This is a genomic window from Ruegeria sp. BG8, from assembly GCF_056538325.1.
On sequence record NZ_JBQFSZ010000003.1, the window covers coordinates 403833 to 420860 of the forward strand.

16 protein-coding genes and 1 tRNA gene are annotated in these 17028 nt (G+C 57.0%); 10 read left to right on the forward strand and 7 right to left on the reverse strand.

Annotated elements, in window-relative coordinates; translation table 11 throughout:
- Nucleotides 1–35 precede the first annotated feature (35 nt).
- From ACR0DG_RS09540 to ACR0DG_RS09565, 6 genes are all read left to right on the forward strand, one after another.
- Nucleotides 36–1118, forward strand: coding sequence for an ABC transporter permease (locus ACR0DG_RS09540; protein ID WP_480696584.1), 1083 nt, complete (start codon nt 36–38; stop codon nt 1116–1118).
- Between the two features lies 1 nt (nt 1119).
- Nucleotides 1120–2040 (forward strand): ABC transporter permease, encoded by a 921-nt coding sequence (locus tag ACR0DG_RS09545; RefSeq protein ID WP_480696586.1) that lies wholly within the window; start codon nt 1120–1122, stop codon nt 2038–2040.
- A 31-nt stretch (nt 2041–2071) separates the two neighbouring features.
- Entirely contained in the window at nt 2072–3145 is a 1074-nt protein-coding gene (locus ACR0DG_RS09550; protein WP_480696588.1) for a BMP family ABC transporter substrate-binding protein, read from the forward strand.
- A gap of 173 nt (nt 3146–3318) precedes the next feature.
- Entirely contained in the window at nt 3319–3714 is a 396-nt protein-coding gene (locus tag ACR0DG_RS09555; RefSeq protein WP_480696590.1) for a VOC family protein, read from the forward strand.
- Between the two features lie 31 nt (nt 3715–3745).
- On the forward strand, nt 3746–4060 hold the full coding sequence (locus ACR0DG_RS09560) for a muconolactone Delta-isomerase family protein (RefSeq protein WP_480707119.1): 315 nt from the start codon (nt 3746–3748) through the stop codon (nt 4058–4060).
- Between the two features lie 15 nt (nt 4061–4075).
- Nucleotides 4076–4444 (forward strand): ribbon-helix-helix domain-containing protein, encoded by a 369-nt coding sequence (locus tag ACR0DG_RS09565; protein ID WP_480696594.1) that lies wholly within the window; start codon nt 4076–4078, stop codon nt 4442–4444.
- Between the two features lie 64 nt (nt 4445–4508).
- On the opposite strand, the gene ACR0DG_RS09570 is transcribed toward ACR0DG_RS09565, so the two are convergent.
- Entirely contained in the window at nt 4509–5741 is a 1233-nt protein-coding gene (locus ACR0DG_RS09570) for an HlyD family secretion protein (RefSeq protein ID WP_480696596.1), read from the reverse strand.
- A gap of 2 nt (nt 5742–5743) precedes the next feature.
- Nucleotides 5744–6115, reverse strand: a complete 372-nt coding sequence (locus ACR0DG_RS09575) for a hypothetical protein (RefSeq protein WP_480696625.1) — start codon at nt 6113–6115, stop codon at nt 5744–5746.
- A 153-nt stretch (nt 6116–6268) separates the two neighbouring features.
- Between ACR0DG_RS09575 and ACR0DG_RS09580 the strand changes: the two genes are divergently transcribed.
- The gene (locus ACR0DG_RS09580) at nt 6269–7336 is read left to right on the forward strand and encodes an NAD(P)/FAD-dependent oxidoreductase (RefSeq protein WP_480696598.1); all 1068 of its coding nucleotides are present in this window, start codon (nt 6269–6271) and stop codon (nt 7334–7336) included.
- Entirely contained in the window at nt 7333–7986 is a 654-nt protein-coding gene (locus tag ACR0DG_RS09585; RefSeq protein WP_480696600.1) for a DUF938 domain-containing protein, read from the forward strand. Before ACR0DG_RS09580 ends, ACR0DG_RS09585 begins: the two co-directional genes overlap by 4 nt.
- A gap of 66 nt (nt 7987–8052) precedes the next feature.
- Here ACR0DG_RS09585 and ACR0DG_RS09590 read toward each other — a convergent pair whose 3' ends face one another.
- From ACR0DG_RS09590 to ACR0DG_RS09605, 4 genes are all read right to left on the reverse strand, one after another.
- Nucleotides 8053–10560: a GcvT family protein gene (locus ACR0DG_RS09590; protein ID WP_480696602.1), complete on the reverse strand. Its 2508-nt coding sequence runs from the start codon at nt 10558–10560 to the stop codon at nt 8053–8055.
- 154 nt (nt 10561–10714) lie between these two features.
- Nucleotides 10715–12112, reverse strand: coding sequence for an FAD-binding oxidoreductase (locus ACR0DG_RS09595; RefSeq protein ID WP_480696604.1), 1398 nt, complete (start codon nt 12110–12112; stop codon nt 10715–10717).
- A 24-nt stretch (nt 12113–12136) separates the two neighbouring features.
- Nucleotides 12137–13930 (reverse strand): gamma-glutamyltransferase, encoded by a 1794-nt coding sequence (gene ggt / locus ACR0DG_RS09600; protein ID WP_480696606.1) that lies wholly within the window; start codon nt 13928–13930, stop codon nt 12137–12139.
- A 53-nt stretch (nt 13931–13983) separates the two neighbouring features.
- A complete protein-coding gene (locus tag ACR0DG_RS09605) occupies nt 13984–14970 on the reverse strand; it encodes a 2-hydroxyacid dehydrogenase (protein ID WP_480696627.1) in 987 nt (328 codons plus the stop codon).
- Nucleotides 14971–15151: 181 nt separating this feature from the next.
- Here ACR0DG_RS09605 and ACR0DG_RS09610 point away from each other — a divergent pair, with 181 nt between their 5' ends.
- Nucleotides 15152–15631 (forward strand): SH3 domain-containing protein, encoded by a 480-nt coding sequence (locus ACR0DG_RS09610; protein ID WP_480696607.1) that lies wholly within the window; start codon nt 15152–15154, stop codon nt 15629–15631.
- A gap of 20 nt (nt 15632–15651) precedes the next feature.
- On the opposite strand, the gene ACR0DG_RS09615 is transcribed toward ACR0DG_RS09610, so the two are convergent.
- A complete protein-coding gene (locus ACR0DG_RS09615) occupies nt 15652–16560 on the reverse strand; it encodes a haloalkane dehalogenase (RefSeq protein WP_480696609.1) in 909 nt (302 codons plus the stop codon).
- A gap of 307 nt (nt 16561–16867) precedes the next feature.
- On the opposite strand from ACR0DG_RS09615, the gene ACR0DG_RS09620 reads away from it, so the two are divergent.
- A tRNA-Gln gene (locus tag ACR0DG_RS09620) sits at nt 16868–16942 on the forward strand.
- Nucleotides 16943–17028 lie beyond the last annotated feature (86 nt).

Genomic DNA, 17028 nt, shown 5'->3' on the forward strand with positions numbered 1-17028 from the left:
TCCAAAACAAAAAACGACGACGGGGGTATGAGCAGATGATTGTGTTGGAGAAACGGCCACAGCCGTCCAAGGCGTGGTCCTACGCCACCCCGCTGGTCGCAGTGCTGGCAACAATGCTGTTCGGCGGCATCTTGTTCGCCATTCTGGGCAAGAACCCGGTTGAGGCCATCGGCACTATCTTTTGGGAGCCTCTGTTCGGCGAGTTTTCCTTTTATTACCGCCCTCAGCTGCTGGTGAAGGGCGCGCCGCTTGTGCTGATCGCGATCGGTCTTTCACTGGGGTTTCGCGCGGGCATCTGGAATATCGGTGCCGAAGGGCAGTACATCATGGGCGCCATTTTCGGTGCCGGGGCAGGCTTGGCGTTTTATCCGCTGGACGCATGGTTTGTCTTCCCGATCATGATCCTTGCCGGGGCGTTTGGCGGCTGGTTGTGGGCGATGATCCCCGCTTTCTTAAAGGTTCGGTTTGGCACGAATGAGATCCTCGTCTCGCTCATGTTGGTGTATGTGGCCGAACAGATGCTGGCTTCGGCCTCACTGGGTCTGCTCAGGAACCCCGAGGGGCTTGGGTTTCCGGGCTCGCGCAACTTGCAACAATACGAAAGCGCGCATAATGCCGAGCTGATTACCGGCTCAGGAATGCATTTGGGTGTCGTCGTCGCGCTGATCGCTGTGATCTTTGCCTATGTCTTGCTGAACAGACACATGCTGGGCTTTCACATCCGCCTGACAGGGGAAGCGCCCCGCGCCGCCAAATTCGCCGGTGTTAACCCTGCTAGACTGATCCTGTTTTGTCTGGGTATGTCAGGCGCGCTGGCAGGCCTTGCCGGTATGTTCGAGGTGTCCGGCCCCTCTGGTGTGGTCAGTATTGATTTCAACGTAGGCTATGGCTTTACGGCGATCATCGTGGCCTTTCTGGGTCGTCTGCACCCGGTGGGTATTCTGCTGGCCGGCGGCCTAATGGCACTGACATACATTGGCGGCGAAATCGCGCAGTCTCAGCTGGGTCTGCCGGCCGCAGCCATTCAAGTGTTTCAGGGAATGCTGCTGTTCTTTCTGTTGGCCTTCGATCTTCTGACAAACTACCGCATCCGTGCGGCCCGTAACGAGGTAGCGTGATATGGACTTAGGTGAAATCAATCCCGTCCTTCTGGTTGCCTCGCTGATGGTGGCCGCAACCCCGCTGCTGTTGGCCGCGATCGGAGAGCTGGTCGTTGAAAAAGCAGGCGTCCTAAATCTGGGCGTCGAGGGTATGATGATCGTCGGAGCCATCAGCGGCTTTGCAATCTCGGTCGAAACCGGATCGCCGTGGCTGGGCTTTGTCGCAGCAGCGGTCGGAGGCGCGGCCCTGTCCTTGCTGTTCGTGTTGCTGACGCAGGTCGCGCTGGCAAACCAAGTGGCAAGTGGCCTTGCACTGACACTGTTCGGCTTGGGGTTCAGCGCGCTGATGGGGCAAGGCTATGTTGGGGTCAAACCACCTGACATGGAAGAAATCCATATTCCTGTCATCAGCGATCTGCCGGTGGTCGGTCCGATCCTGTTCCAGCATGACCCAATTCTATATGTGGGCATCGCCTTGACGGCTGCTGTCTGGGCAACGCTGAAATACACACGCGTCGGCCTGATCCTGCGCGCTGTTGGGGAAAACCACGATGCGGCCCATGCGCTTGGCTACAAGGTGATCAAGATTCGCATCATGGCGATCCTGTTTGGCGGGGCCTGTGCGGGCATGGGGGGCGCATATATTAGCCTGATCCGCGTGCCGCAATGGACCGAGGGCATGACTGCCGGTGTCGGCTGGATCGCCCTTGCACTGGTGGTCTTTGCCAGCTGGAAACCATGGCGGGCATTGCTGGGTGCCTATTTGTTTGGCGGCATCACCGTTCTGCAGCTCAATTTACAGGCAGCGGGCGTTGCCATTCCAGTCGAGTATCTGGCAATGTCGCCCTACATCATCACGATCCTTGTGCTTGTGATCCTTTCGGCCGACAAGAGCAGCGCACCTGCCTCACTGGGCCGGATCTTCCATGCCTCACACTAGGGGCCAACTGAACCAACTTGGGGAGTAACACATGAAATTCACCACTCTACTGACAAGCGCTGCTGTGGCGCTGGGTCTGGCGACTGGCGCCATGGCCGAAGACAAGACAAAGGTTGGCTTTGTCTATGTCGGCCCCGTCGGCGATGGCGGCTGGACCTACGAGCACAACAAGGGTCGTCTGGCAGTCGAAGAGCATTTTGGCGACAAGGTCGAAACCGTATTCGTTGAGTCAGTCCCCGAAGGCCCGGACGCCGAGCGTGTGATGACCCAAATGGCGCTTGAAGGGGCGGATCTGATCTTTACCACCTCGTTTGGTTACATGGACCCGACGATCAACGTGGCCAAGAAATTCCCGAACGTGAAGTTCGAGCACGCGACCGGCTACAAGACAGCTGACAACGTGTCGGTCTACTCGGCCCGGTTCTATGAAGGTCGCGCCGTACAGGGCCATATCGCTGGCAAGATGACCAAGACGAACACAATCGGCTACATCGGGTCTTACCCGATCCCCGAAGTGATCCGCGGCATCAACTCGGCCTTTCTGCACGCAAAAGCTGTTAACCCTGATGTCGAGTTCAAGATTGTCTGGGCCTACACGTGGTTTGACCCTGCTAAAGAAGCGGACGCGGCAACTGTTTTGATCGAACAGGGCGCGGATGTGATCCTCCAGCACACAGACTCCACGGCGCCGCAAGCCGCAGCACAAGAAGCCGGTAACGTTGTCACCTTTGGTCAGGCATCGGACATGAGCGAATACGGTCCGTTCCCACGCGTATCATCCATCATCGACAACTGGGCGCCCTACTACATCGCACGTACGCAAGCGGTGATTGACGGCTCTTGGGAAACCGTGAACACATGGGACGGCATCAAAGAAGGCATGGTTGAGATTGGCGAGATCTCGGACGCCGTACCAGCCGACGTCAAAGAAGAAGCACTGGCGATGAAGGCTGCAATGGCTGCGGGTGAATACCATCCGTTCACCGGCCCGATCAAAAAGCAGGACGGCAGCGACTGGCTGGCCGAGGGCGAAGTGGCTGATGACGGCACACTGGCAGGCATGAACTTCTATGTTGAAGGCCTGGAAGGCGAAATTCCGCAGTAAGCTACCGAATGTAGTTGTTAGAAGGCCCGCGCAGCGTCGCGGGCCTTTTTTGTGCAAAATGCCCAAGAATTAGGTGCCAATTTTCAATCGCTTAAAGATTAATTGGCCACGTATTAACCCGGTAATACCACTCGCCGCCGTTCCCTCGCTAGAAAGCAGCAAGGAGGTGACGCATGGCTAAACTAGCACACAGTATGATCCGGGTGACAGACGAGAGCCGCTCTGTTGAATTCTACGAGGCCGCGTTTGGCCTACAGATCAAAGACAGGCTCGATTTTGAAAGCTTCACCCTGATCTACATGATCTCGGAAGGTACAGGTTTTGAGCTGGAGCTAACCGTCAACAAAGGTCGAACCGACCCTTACGACCTTGGGGATGGCTACGGGCACATTGCCTTTGTTGTCGACGATCTGGAGGCTTCGAAAGAACAGGTCGTTGCTGCCGGTGGATCCCCAAAAGACATTGTCGATTTTCAACCCGGTGGAACACGTCTGGCGCGGTTCTTCTTCGCGTCCGATCCAGATGGGTACCAGATCGAGGTGATCGAAAAAGGCGGGCGCTTCGTCTGAATATCCGAAAAGCAACTATCAGGAGGACATGATGCTTTACCAACTGAACTTTAACGTTGAATACGATGCCAGCATGGCGCAGCAGGGCTTGCTGGGCGTTTGGGCTGAAGAGGCCGAAGCTGCCTTGGGCGCCAAATCGGCCGGAGTTGTCAAAGATTTGTGGAAGGTTGTGGGCGAGCGCAAGGTGACTGCGGTTGTCGACGTCGAAGACCCGGATACATTGGATCGTATCCTGTTCGATTTGCCGATCATGCAAAAGATGGGTCATCATGTAACGGTCGAGGTAAAATCCTTGCGCCGGTACGAGGACTTTGCTGCAGACGTCAAAGAACGTATCGGACGCTAAACCCGGAGAAAACCAATGTGCCAGTTGTTTATCGATGCCGATCCGGCACTCTGGACCTCACATACAAGATCCTTCCGAATGGACGGTATGGTCACCAGCGTGCGTCTGGAAGAGCTGTTCTGGCGCACTCTGGAAACGATTGGCGCGAGGGACACGCTGACCGTTCCACAGTTACTGCACAGGTTGTACAATGAGAGCCTGGACGCCGGACACGACGTTGGAAACTTCACCTCGTTTCTACGGGTTTGTTGCCTGCGGTATCTGGACCTGCAGCTCCGAGGACTGATCCCGACCGAAGCGCATGTGAATCTGTCACTGCTACCTGCTGCCGATATTCTTTCTTTAGAGAACGCGGCCAGAAGCATAAACGCACCCAAGTTATAGGGATTGTGGGTAGCGCACTTGATTTGCGCTACCCGCAAGCGGGGTCGTTGTTAGACCTGACGGTTCAATGCCCCGACAATACCAGCGTGTTGACCGGCATCAGGATAAGCCGCAATCGCAGGCCTGCGGCGTGGACCACTCCAATAGTGTCCACCACGTGCAAAAAGGCGGATTCCCAAAAGCCAAGGTCTTCATGTTCTAGCCGTTCATGATTGTCGGTATAGACATTGGCCAGGCAGTTGCTGCCCGGCGGGATGTCATCTGCCATGCCCTCATATAGTGGTTCCATATACACCAGGATCGAGCCCGGATTTGTATTGTTCTGAACATCGCGCAACTCGTCCGACGGCCTTATCTGCCCCGAGGGGATGACGTCCTGCACTTCGACGACAACCACCGGGATGACGGTAAAAGGTTTTGTCATACAGCCCAACTCACCGATCATGCCGGGTTTGATGACCTGAGCTGACAACTGGTTGAAGGCAGCCTGAAAACGATCGTGGCCGGAATTTGATGGAACAAGGATGCCCGCCGGTCGGAGTAGCGGGCTAACATAATCCCCAACCTGCAACCCGAACTGCTCGACCCGTCCTGTGACGCCCGCGCTAACCACGGTCTTGTCCAATTCGGTTAGGGCCGCGTCCAACTGCGCGTTGGCACTGGCCATCTGGGCCGGAATCAACTCTTCGATCTGCTGAACGACTGCCGCCTGCTGGGCCTGAGCGGCAACCAATTGGGCTTCGCGTTCGGCAACAACATTCTCCAACCGATCAATCTCGGCCAGCCTAACGGCGCTGGACCCTTCGTCGCGAAGTGTGGTGTTGCGTTCGAGATCTTCCAGCGCCTGATCCAGCGCGGCCTTTGCACCGGCAATTCCAGCCGTGGCTTCAGCCAAGTCTGTCTCAGCCACCTTAAGCGATGCCTGAACCTGCGCGATTTGCGCGTTGGCGGCCTCGACCATCGCGGTCTGGCTGAAATCCTCGATCCGGAAAATCGGCTGCCCTGCAACCACCTGTTGGTTGTTGGTCACATAAACCTCGGACACCCGCCCACCCAGCTGCGGCAGGATAGTCACCGTCCGGAAATAAGACGCCGCTGTCCGGCTGGCGGGGTGAAAATAGAACAGGGTCGTGATGACGGTCAGCGCCAGAATTGCACATGTCGTCAGCCCCCAACGCAGTTCATACCACATCGTGAACAGGGTAATTTCATGCCCAATTCGTTTTCCCTGCACAAATCGGCGGAATAAATAGTCAGGCAGCACTGTCACCAGCGCGCACATCAATGTCTCAAGCATATTTAGTGCTCCTGCTGGGCCGTGGTTTCGACAGGTTGCGCCGGTTCAGATCGTTGCGGACCAAGTGAGCGGATTGCATCCGCAATAGCCCGCAAGGGCGCCCCGACGTCCGGGAACTGGAACCCTGCAACCAAAATGGCCGCGACCCAGAACAACCCATTGTGGGTAAACAAGGCCAACAACGCCAAAATACCTACAAGCTGAAACTGTGGGTGATTTGATTTGTGCGCGAGCTTTTCAGGGATCGAATGCAGGGTGAAGTAACCGACCCCAAGCAGAATGATCACGATAACTGTAAAAACGAACATGAACGTCAAAAGAAAATCACTGCCGTCCGCTTGGGTCACGTAGGACGGAATATGTCCAGTGGCCATCGGGTGTAAATCTGCTGTGCTCACCCTGCCCTCCTATTTTTGTGCGCCTCTTGTTTGGATGGGTTGAAGCGCAATTTCAAGCCTGCTTAGTATGAGCTGGGCTTCGATAAAACCAGCTTTCCGACCTTTATGCCCTGTTCCGAACGAGGTGATATGATTGACTTTCTGATCATCGGTGGCGGCATTGCAGGACTAAGCGCAGGTGCGCGATTGTCAGAGTTTGGTGCAGTGACCGTGCTCGAGGCCGAAGCGGTTCTGGGATACCACGCGTCCGGTCGCTCTGCCGCTTTGTTCGAAGAAAGCTATGGCCCTTCATCCGTTGTGGCCCTGAACAGGGCCGGTGCAGATTTCCTTCACCAAGGGGGTTACCTGTCGCCGCGTGGTCTGATGCTGGTCGCGGGTCAGCGACAATCAAATGTATTTCATCAAGACCTGCGCGATCTGAATATGCAGGTCATCGATGTGCCCGAAGCGGTGGCACGTGTTCCGATCCTTGACCCGAAGGTCGTTCGCCATACCGCCGTTAGCGCTTCGGCTTTTGACGTCGACACTGATCTGGTGATGCAGGATTTCGCGCGAGAAATTCGTAAGAACGGCGGGGAAATTCACACCCGCCAAAAGGTAACGTCCCTGCGGCGGGACCGGCACTGGGTTGTCGAAGCAGGTCTAAACTATGAAACCCGCAATATCGTTAACGCAGCAGGCCCGTGGGTAGACGAAATCGCAGCAATGGCTGGCATATCACCGATAGGGATCTCGCCACGCCGCCGATCCATGGCCCGCATTCCTGCTCCGGGTGGTCACGACGTGCGGGATTGGCCGATGATGCTTGGTGCTGGAGAAAGCTGGTATGCCAAGCCGGACGCAGGCAAATTGATCGTCTCTCCGTCAGAGGCTGACCCGGTTGAACCACATGACGCGTTCGCCGATGACATGGTCCTTGCGGAGGGACTGGCCCGCTACGAAGAGTTGATGACTGAACCCGTAACACGGGTCGAGGCCAACTGGGCCGGACTGCGCAGTTTTTCACCAGATGGAACGTTGGTATTGGGCCCCGACCCGAGTGATCCGACGTTCATCTGGTCAGCCGGTCAAGGCGGATATGGGTTTCAGACCTCACCCGCAGCCTCGAAACTGGTTGCTGATCTGGTCGCAGGGCGCCCACCCGAACTGGACGACGCGACCGTCAAAGCTTTGGGGCCGGAAAGACTTGGACGATGAGCAAACGCATCTTTCCCACGCATATCAGCAGCGTGAACAGCGCTCAGAACGGCCGTTTGGTCGCGCAGGCCGCGCTTCGAAATGTTGAACCTTTGTGCGATTTGCTGGTGCAATGGGCCCCGACCCAAGGAAAAGCCCTTGAGATCGCAAGCGGCACTGGCCAGCATGTGCAGGCTTTCGCGCAATGTCTGCCCGAAATGCACTGGCAACCGTCTGAGGTCGAACCTGACAGGCGGGAGAGTATTAACGCATACACCGCCAACCTTACCAACGTGTCTGATGCTGTATTACTAGACGCGACGGAAGACGGTTGGAGCCACTCCTATGGCGGTCAGGACCTTATTGTGCTGATCAACCTGACGCACTTAATCAGCTGGTCTGAGACACAAAAGATACTGACCGAAGTTGCACTGGCCCTTAATCCCAACGGTCGCTTTGTTCTTTATGGGCCTTTCAAGCGTGCCGGTCGCTTGATCAGTGACGGGGATCAGCGTTTTCACCAAGCTTTGGTTCAGCAGGATGCAGAGATCGGTTACAAGAACGATGCGGACATAACCGATTTTCTACGCTCGCAGGGTCTGACGCTGCTGCAAGTGGTTGAGATGCCCGCAAACAATCTGGCCTTCGTTGTGGAAAAACCTGCGGAGTAATCGGGATTCAAACCCAACACCTGCGCCAAAGAAAAGGCCCCGGAGATTTCCGGGGCCTTTGAAAACTTAACCGTCCTTGCGGATGGTTTCATTCTTTGGATCGTAGGGGCTGTCGCAAGTCACGACCGCATCCCACAGCTTATCCTGCATCTTGACCTGCAGCTTGGTGCCTTCAACCGCCAGTTCTGGCTTCACATAGCCCATGCCGATGGATTTCTCGAAGGCCACCGAATAGCCGCCCGAAGTCAGACGACCGACGCGCTCACCTTCTGGCGTATACAGTGCCTCACGACCCCACGGATCGGCATCTTCCGGTCCGTCGATCAGCAAGGTGCAGCATTTGACGCGCACGCCGGTCTCTTCCAGCTTGGCCTTGCCGTGGAACTCTTTCGACAGATCGACAAAACGCGGCAGGTCGGCTTCCAGCGGGGTCGCATCGCGACCTAATTCGGTGCCGAAGGCGCGATAGGATTTCTCCTGACGCAGCCAGTTCTGGGCGCGAGCACCAACCAGCTTCATACCATGTTTCTCACCCGCTTTTTCCAGCAGGTCGAACAGGTAATTCTGCATCTCGATCGGGTGGTGCAATTCCCAACCCAGCTCACCGGTATAGGCCACACGGATCGCGTTGACCGGGCACATGCCCAGTTCGATCTGACGTGCCGATAGCCACGGGAAACGCTTGTTGGACAGAGCGGTTTCCGGATCGGCGTCCTTGATGACCTCTTTCAGAACGTCACGCGACTTTGGTCCGGCGATGGCGAAGACGCCCCACTGGGTGGTCACGTCCTGGATTTCGATATACCCGAACTCCTCCATCTTGTCCTCGGCCGCCTTGCGCAGATAGTCGGCGTCATACTCGGTCCAGGCACCGGCGGAGACAATGTAATAGTTGTTCTCGCCATTGCGGACGATGGTGTATTCGGTGCGGGTGGTGCCGTGCGAGGTCAGCGCGTAGGTCAGGTTGATGCGCCCGACCTTGGGCAGCTTATTGCAGGTGAACCAGTCCAGGAACTGAGTCGCACCGGGGCCTTTAACAACGTGCTTTGTAAAGGCCGACGCGTCGATCAGGCCCACGCCTTCGCGGATTGCCTTGGCCTCTTCGACGGCATACTGCCACCAGCCACCACGACGGAACGAGCGGCTTTCTTTGTCGAAGTTGTCGGGTGCGTCTAGCGGTCCGAAATAGTTCGGACGCTCCCAGCCGTTGACCCAGCCGAACTGAGCACCGCGCGCCTTCTGCCGGTCATAGGCCGGAACGGTCCGCAGCGGACGGCAGGCTTCACGCTCTTCATCCGGGTGGTGCAGGATGTAGACGTGCTCATAGCACTCTTCGTTCTTGCGCGCCGCAAATTCGGTGGTCATCCAGTTGGACGAGTAACGCTTTGGGTCCAGCGAGGCCATGTCGATCTCGGCTTCGCCATCGACCATCATCTGCGCCAGATAATAGCCGGTGCCGCCCGCAGCGGTGATACCGAAGCTGAAGCCCTCGGCCAGCCACATATTGCGCAAGCCCGGAGCCGGACCAACCAGCGGGTTGCCGTCGGGGGTATAGCAGATCGGGCCGTTGAAATCGTCTTTGAGACCTGAGTCAGCGCAGGAAGGAACCCGTTCGGCCATCGCCATGTACTGATCCGCGATCCGGTCGATGTCCAGCGGGAACAGGTCAGCGCGGAAGCTGTCCGGCACGCCATGTTCAAAGCGCGCAGGCGCACCGTGTTCGTAGATGCCCAGAATCCAGCCACCGCGTTCTTCACGCGCATAAGACTCGTTGTCCGCGTCACGCACAACAGGATGCTCGGGGTTACCGGCTTCACGCCATTTGACCAGCTCGGGGTCTTTGTCCATGACGATGAACGTGTGCTCGACAGGAATCGCGGGCATCTTGATGCCCAGCATCTTGGCGGTGCGCTGTGCGTGGTTACCCGATGCGGTCACGACGTGTTCTGCGGTGATGACGACCTGCTCATCCGAGGGAACAAGGTTGCCGCCCTGCTCGATCATCTTGGTGCAGGTGACTTCCCAATGGGTACCGTTCCAGTGGAAGGCATCAGCCTGCATTTTGCGGACGATATCCACGCCGCGTTGACGCGCCCCCTTGGCCATGGCCTGCGTGACGTCTGCGGGGTTAATATAACCGTCCTCGGTGTGATAGATCGCGCCTTTCAGGTCGCCGGTTTCGATCAGTGGCCAGCGTTCCTTGATCTGATCCGGGGTCAGCCATTCGTATTTGACGTCGCAAGTTTCGGCCGTGGACGCATATAGCATGTACTCGTCCATACGGTCCTGCGTCTGTGCCATGCGCAGGTTGCCGACGACAGCAAAACCTGCATTCAGACCAGTTTCTTCCTCAAGCGTTTTGTAGAAATCGACCGAATACTTGTGGATATGGGTCGTCGCATAGGACATGTTGAACAGCGGCAGCAGGCCAGCCGCGTGCCACGTGGAGCCGGATGTCAGTTCATCCCGTTCGATCAGCATCACATCATCCCAGCCAGCCTTGGCCAGGTGATATGCGATCGAGGTTCCGATGGCGCCACCGCCAACGACCAGTGCTTTGACTTGGGTTTTCATTCGCCCGTACTCCGGATTGAATCTGTTTGGCAGGAGTTATGCCCAACAGAACCGCGTACCGCAAAATCCACCCGACGCTATTGGGTGCAAAACCGACCTTTTTCTGACGCTATTGAACCAGTTGGGAAAGTTACGGGCTGGCCGGGTCGGTGTTTTACAGAATCTTTCCCGGATTCATGATGCCATCCGGATCAAGCGCCGCCTTGATAGCCGCCATATACCGCGTGCTTTCACCCAGTTCTTTCTCAAGGTAAGGCCGTTTACCCTGTCCGATTCCGTGCTCACCCGTACAGGTTCCGTCCATCGAAATCGCCAATTCGTTCAGCCAGCCGACAAATTCATCGGCCTTGGTTACCTCGTCTGGATTTTCCATATCGATCAGCAGCAATGTGTGAAAATTCCCATCTCCCACATGGCCGACCATCGGCGCCAACAGGCCCAGCGCTTCGGCCTTGTTCTGGGATTGGGTCACGCAATCAGCCAAACGCGAGATTGGAACACATACATCCGTAGATATCCCGCGCGCACCGGGGCGCAGTTGCAGGCAAGCCCAGTACATGTCGTGCCGCGCCTGCCATAGCTTGTTACGCTCTTCGGTTGTCGACGTTGCCGCGAAGTCGGTTCCGCCGAACTCTTCCGCGATCTGACCAAAGGTTTCGGCCTGCTCGACTGCACCGCTTTCGGATCCGTGGAACTCTAACAGCAGCAGCGGCGTTTCGGGCAGCGTCAGGTTGGAATAGGCATTGGCTGCCTTGACGGACATTTCGTCCAGCAGCTCGATCCGAGCGACGGGTACACCATATTGAATTGTCGTCATAACTGCCTGACATGCCGCGTCCACGGTCGGGAAAGAACAGCGCGCGGAACTGATCGCTTCGGGGATGCCCTGCAAGCGCAACGTGATTTCCGTGATTATGCCCAGCGTCCCTTCGGCGCCGATCAGCAAGCGCGTCAAATCATACCCCGCCGACGATTTCTTGGCGCGCTGCCCGGTTCGGATGATCTGCCCGTCGGACATCACGGCCTCAAGGCTAAGGATGTTGTCCTTCATTGTTCCGTAGCGCACCGCATTGGTCCCGGAAGCCCGCGTCGCGGCCATGCCACCAAGCGAGGCGTTCGCACCGGGATCAATTGGAAAGAACAACCCCTGATCGCGCAGATGCGTATTCAAGTCTGCGCGTGTCACGCCCGGCTGGACAACGCAATCAAGATCATTGGCATGCACGGCCAGAACCTTGTTCATCTGCGTCAGATCAACCGAGATACCGCCCGCAGGCGCGTTCACATGCCCTTCCAGCGATGTGCCGGTACCGAATGCGATAACCGGTACCTTATGCATGGCGCAGGCTTTGACGATTTCGGACACTTCTTCCGTGGAATGCGGAAAAACCACCGCATCGGGGGGCTGATTTTCAATCCAAGTGGTCGTATGGCCATGCTGTTCGCGAATGGCGTGACCGGTTTGCAGGCGGTCGCCGAACCTTTGTTTCAGAATACCGACGACCGTTTGTATCCCATCATCGTTCCGAGCTAGCGCGACTGCCTGCACCATCCTTCTCCTCCTGATTTGTGGGCTTTATTCACCCAAAGCGATGCCTTCGCGCCGTGGATCAGCGCCGCCGGTCAAGACGTCTCCGATCTCGATCGCGTGCAGACCTGATGTAAGATCGCGAGGGTTCACTTCGTATCCCAGTTCGGTCAGCGCATCCGAGAACCCTTCGGCCGCGGTCCCCTGTTCGAGGTCATAGGTTCCGAACCGGTTCACGAGATGCGGCAGAGACAAAGCCTGTTGCACATCCATATCCCAATCTGCCCAGGCGATGATCGACTTGGCGACATAGCCGATAATACGGCTGCCCCCCGGTGAGCCGATGGACAGGACCGGTTTGCCATCTTCCATTACGATTGTCGGGCTCATCGAAGACCGCGGGCGCTTGCCCGGCTCCAACCGGTTGGCGATTGGAACACCATTGCTGTGGGTCTTGAACGAGAAATCCGTCAGTTCATTGTTCAGAAGGAACCCGTTGGTCATAAGACGCGACCCGAACCCGTTTTCGATCGTCGTCGTCATGGAAAGGACGTTTCCGTACTGGTCCACGATCGAAATATGTGAGGTGGACGGCAGCTCAATCGACACATCATCCCCCCAGTTCGAGGCGTGTTCGAATTCCGGATTGCCCGGTTCCACGTCGATCAAAGCGGCGTTTTCACCCAGCAGGGCGCCGCGTTCGGCCAGATATTCCGGATCAACCAGACCTTTGGTCGGCATAGGTACATAGTCGTGATCGGCCATGTACCGCCCGCGATCCGCAAAGGCCAGGCGGGACGCATCCCCAATCAAACGCCATGTGTCATAGCTTTGGGGGCCGGACGCCGCCAGATCATAGCCGTTCAACATACCTAGTATCTGCCCGACAGTAAGAGCGCCCGAAGATGGCGGACCCATCCCGCAGACCTCATAAACGCGGTAGGCAGCACAAACCGGCTCACGTTCGATTACCTGATACAGGGCAAGATCAATACCAGACAGAACGCCGGGATTTCCCGGTGCATTGCGCACGGTGTTGACGATCCCGGCTGCGATCTCACCCCCATAAAAACCCGCCGCGCCCTCACTGGCCAATGTACGCAGCGTTTCTGCATAGGCAGGATTCATCAGCCGCTGCCCCTGCTCTAGTGGCTTGCCATCCGGCAGGAAGTACTCGGCCGTTACAGGAAACCGCGATAGGCGTTCGGCGTCATTTTCAACCAAACTGGCCAAACGCGGAGAAACAAGGAACCCTTCATCTGCCAGAGTTATCCCCTCGGCGAACAGGCTTGGCCACGGGCTGCGGCCCCAGCGGCGATGGGCCTCTTCCAACAGAGCCGGCGTTCCGGGTGTACCGACGGACAGGCCGCCGACAACGGCATCAAAGAACTGCAGAGGTTCGCCGTTTTCGTCCTGAAACAATCTATGGTTTGCTTCCAATGGCGCGGTTTCGCGCCCATCCAGTGTCGTCAATTTTCCAGTCGCGGCGTCATACCAAACCAAAAAAGCACCGCCGCCAAGCCCGGATGACTGAGGTTCAACCAGCCCCAAAACCACCTGTACGGCGACCATCGCATCCGCAGCCGAGCCACCGGCCCGCAACACCTTGGCCCCAGCCTCGACTGCCAACGGGTTGGCTGCGGCCACCATCCAGTTTTGGGACGTAACCGGTTTTCCGGCCAATTTCGCCTCGAGAGACGCGATCACTTCCTCGGTCAGGCCCTGAACCTCTCCCTCGGAGCCGCCTTCGGGCGCGACGGCATCTGCTGCCTCTTGTGCAAATGACGTGCCCGAGAAGGCCATCAGCGACAGAACCAATCCAGAAATCAGACTTTTCTTCATAGTATCCTCCTGAAAAAACTTTGCTTGCCGGGCCACGCTGCAGCAGCCGACATCTACAACATGGCCGGGACCACCTGATCAGGCGGGCGGTGACCATCTTCAAAGGTCTTGATATTGATGATGACTTTTTCACCCATCTCAATGCGGCCTTCCAATGTGGCCGAACCCATATGGGGCAGTAGAACAACGTTGGGCAATTGCCGCAATCGCGGGTTCACATCCGTTCCGTGTTCATAAACATCCAAACCGGCACCGGCGATTTCACCCGAACGGATCATGCGGGTCAGCGCGTTCTCGTCGATCACCTCTCCGCGCGATGTATTCACGATGACTGCGGATGGCTTCATCAATTTCAAACGCCTTGCGTTCATCAGGTGAAATGTCGAAGGGGTCGATGGGCAATTGATGGATATCACGTCCATCCGAGCGACCATTTGGTCAAGGCTCTCCCAATATGTGGCCTCGAGCGCCTGTTCCGTTTCCGGGCGCAACCTGCGGCGGTTGTGGTAGTGCACCTGCATGCCAAAGGCACTTGCGCGACGGGCCACGGCCTGCCCGATGCGCCCCATACCCAAGATACCCAGTCGACGTCCGCCGATGCGCCCACCCAACAGCGCATTCGGAGCCCAGCCTTCCCATTCGCCCTGCTGCATAACACTCAGGCCTTCGGGGATGCGGCGCGTGACGGCAAGGATCAACGCCATCGTCATGTCCGCGGTATCATCCGTCAGAACACCCGGTGTGTTCGAAACAAGAATTCCACGCTGGCGCGCAGTCGCGACATCAATATTGTCCACCCCTGCACCGTAATTGGCAATCAGGCGTAACTTTTCACCGGCCTGCCCCAGCAATCCACCGTCGATGGTGTCGGTCACCGTCGGCACAAGGACGTCCGCCGTTTTGACGGCTTCGACAAGCTCTTCCCGCGACATTGGAGCGTCATCCATGCGCAGGCGCACATCGAACAATTCGCTCAACCGGGTCTCAACCGCCTCGGGCAACCGTCGCGTAACGACAACACTCAGACGTTCTCTTGGCACTTGTGCTCCCCCACTGCTTTGCAAACCTTCGCGCGCCATGGCATCGTGGCGCAGGAAAAGGCGGGGCACAAGAACCCCGGCCACATTGAGACGACCTTTTTTCGAAACAAGATCAACAGGCAGCAAGAGCAGACAGTCCGTGAGTGGTATTAGACCCGCAAGTCGCCAGTTGGTGGCGCTGATGAGTGTGATTCTGTTTGCGATCGGCGCAACCGGCGCCATCGCGCAGGAAAAACGTGGGCAGGTTACCAACCTACCCTTGCCGCGTTTTGTTTCGATGAAGGCGGCTGAGGGCAATGTGCGCCGTGGCCCGTCGCTGACCCACAGAATCGATTGGGTATTCAAACGGCGCGGCATGCCACTGCAAATCACCGCCGAATACGGGAACTGGCGAAAGGTTCAGGACCGGGACGGCGCAGGTGGCTGGGTGCACTATGCCCTGCTGTCAGGTGTTCGGACTGTCCTGATCGAGGCCGACATGCTGCCGGTCTATTCCAACCCGAATCCCAATTCGCAAGTCAGTGCGCAGTTCGAAACGGGCGTCGTTGCTCGTTTGGGTAGTTGCACAATCGACTGGTGCCATGTTTCGGCAGGTGGTTACAAAGGCTGGACCCTCAAATCCAACCTTTGGGGCGTTGATCCGGCAGAGATCCGGGAATAGCGCGCGGTTTTCCCAAAAACTTAAGATGTCCGCGCAATAAACGCGCAAGTCAGCTCAACCAATTCGGCACCCACGTCTTCCTGCAGAAAATGCCCCGCGTTCGGCAACAGGATGTGCGGTTGACCTGCGGCACCGGGACAGAGTTTCTGAAACACCTTATCAATTCCCGCCATCACTTTGTCATCCGCGCCAAAGGCCGTCAGGACGGGGGTCTGCAATCCCTGAATCACATTCCAAGCTTGCCGGTTCGGTTCCGCCTCGGGATCATCGGGTGAGCTTGGGACAAGCATTGGAAACTGTCGCGCACCGGCTTTGTAGCTTTCGTCTGGAAACGGCGCGTCATAGGCTGCGCAAACGGCATCAGACAGTTGGGTTTCGGTACCGCCTTGCAATATCCCGCCGGCAGGAAAGACAGGGACGTTCTGGCTAAATTCACGCCAGTTTTCGAAAGCCGCCCCCATAGGCTGATCCCCTGTCGGCAAAGCCGTGTTCGCAACAACAATTCGCGCGAACCGATCCGGCATTTCCGCCCATAGTCGCAGACCGATCAACCCACCCCAATCCTGACAGACCAGAGTAACATCGCGCAGATCCGTCTTGCGCAACCACTCACCCATCCACGCGACGTGCCGCGCATAAGTGTAATCGCTCCGCTCTGTCGGCTTGTCCGACCTGCCGAACCCAATCAAATCTGGAGCGATTGCCCGGTACCCCTGCCGCACAAACCCCGAAATCATATGGCGATAGAGATAAGACCAGCTGGGTTCACCATGCATCATCAACACAGGGCGCGCATCATTGGGGCCTTCGTCCACATGATGAACCCTCAGGGTGCCGCCTTCGGTATCGTCGACCTGCGTATAGTGTGGCGCGAAATCGTAGTCCGTCAGTCCCTCAAAGCAATCACCGGGTGTACGTAGAAATTTCATGTTTCACCTTTGCGCAAGTTCTTCAGGTCTCATATCTGAGTGCCACGTGACCATTCTCAGTGTCACCTCACAATACCGAATATCGTGGTTCAAGCGCTTCGAACCGACCGACTCAATACTTGAGAGCATAGCGCCAAGCTGGTGCGTTAAGTTCCACCATCGGGCAAAATCAACTACTTATACCAAGCTGATTCACGCATTCACGTACGCACCATAAACGTCCGGAATTTTTTTTGAGGCAGCTTCCATTTTTTGCTGGAAAGGACTTGAACCCCGCAAACAACAATCGTAGATAGCGCCTCACCGTTGGGGTGTAGCCAAGTGGTAAGGCAGCGGTTTTTGGTACCGTGTATCGTAGGTTCGAATCCTACCACCCCAGCCAGTTCATCGGAACATGGAACGAGACTAGGCTCTTGGAGCTCAACCCTCCGAGAAATGCCCCCATTTATGCCCCAGTGTTTTCGGGTG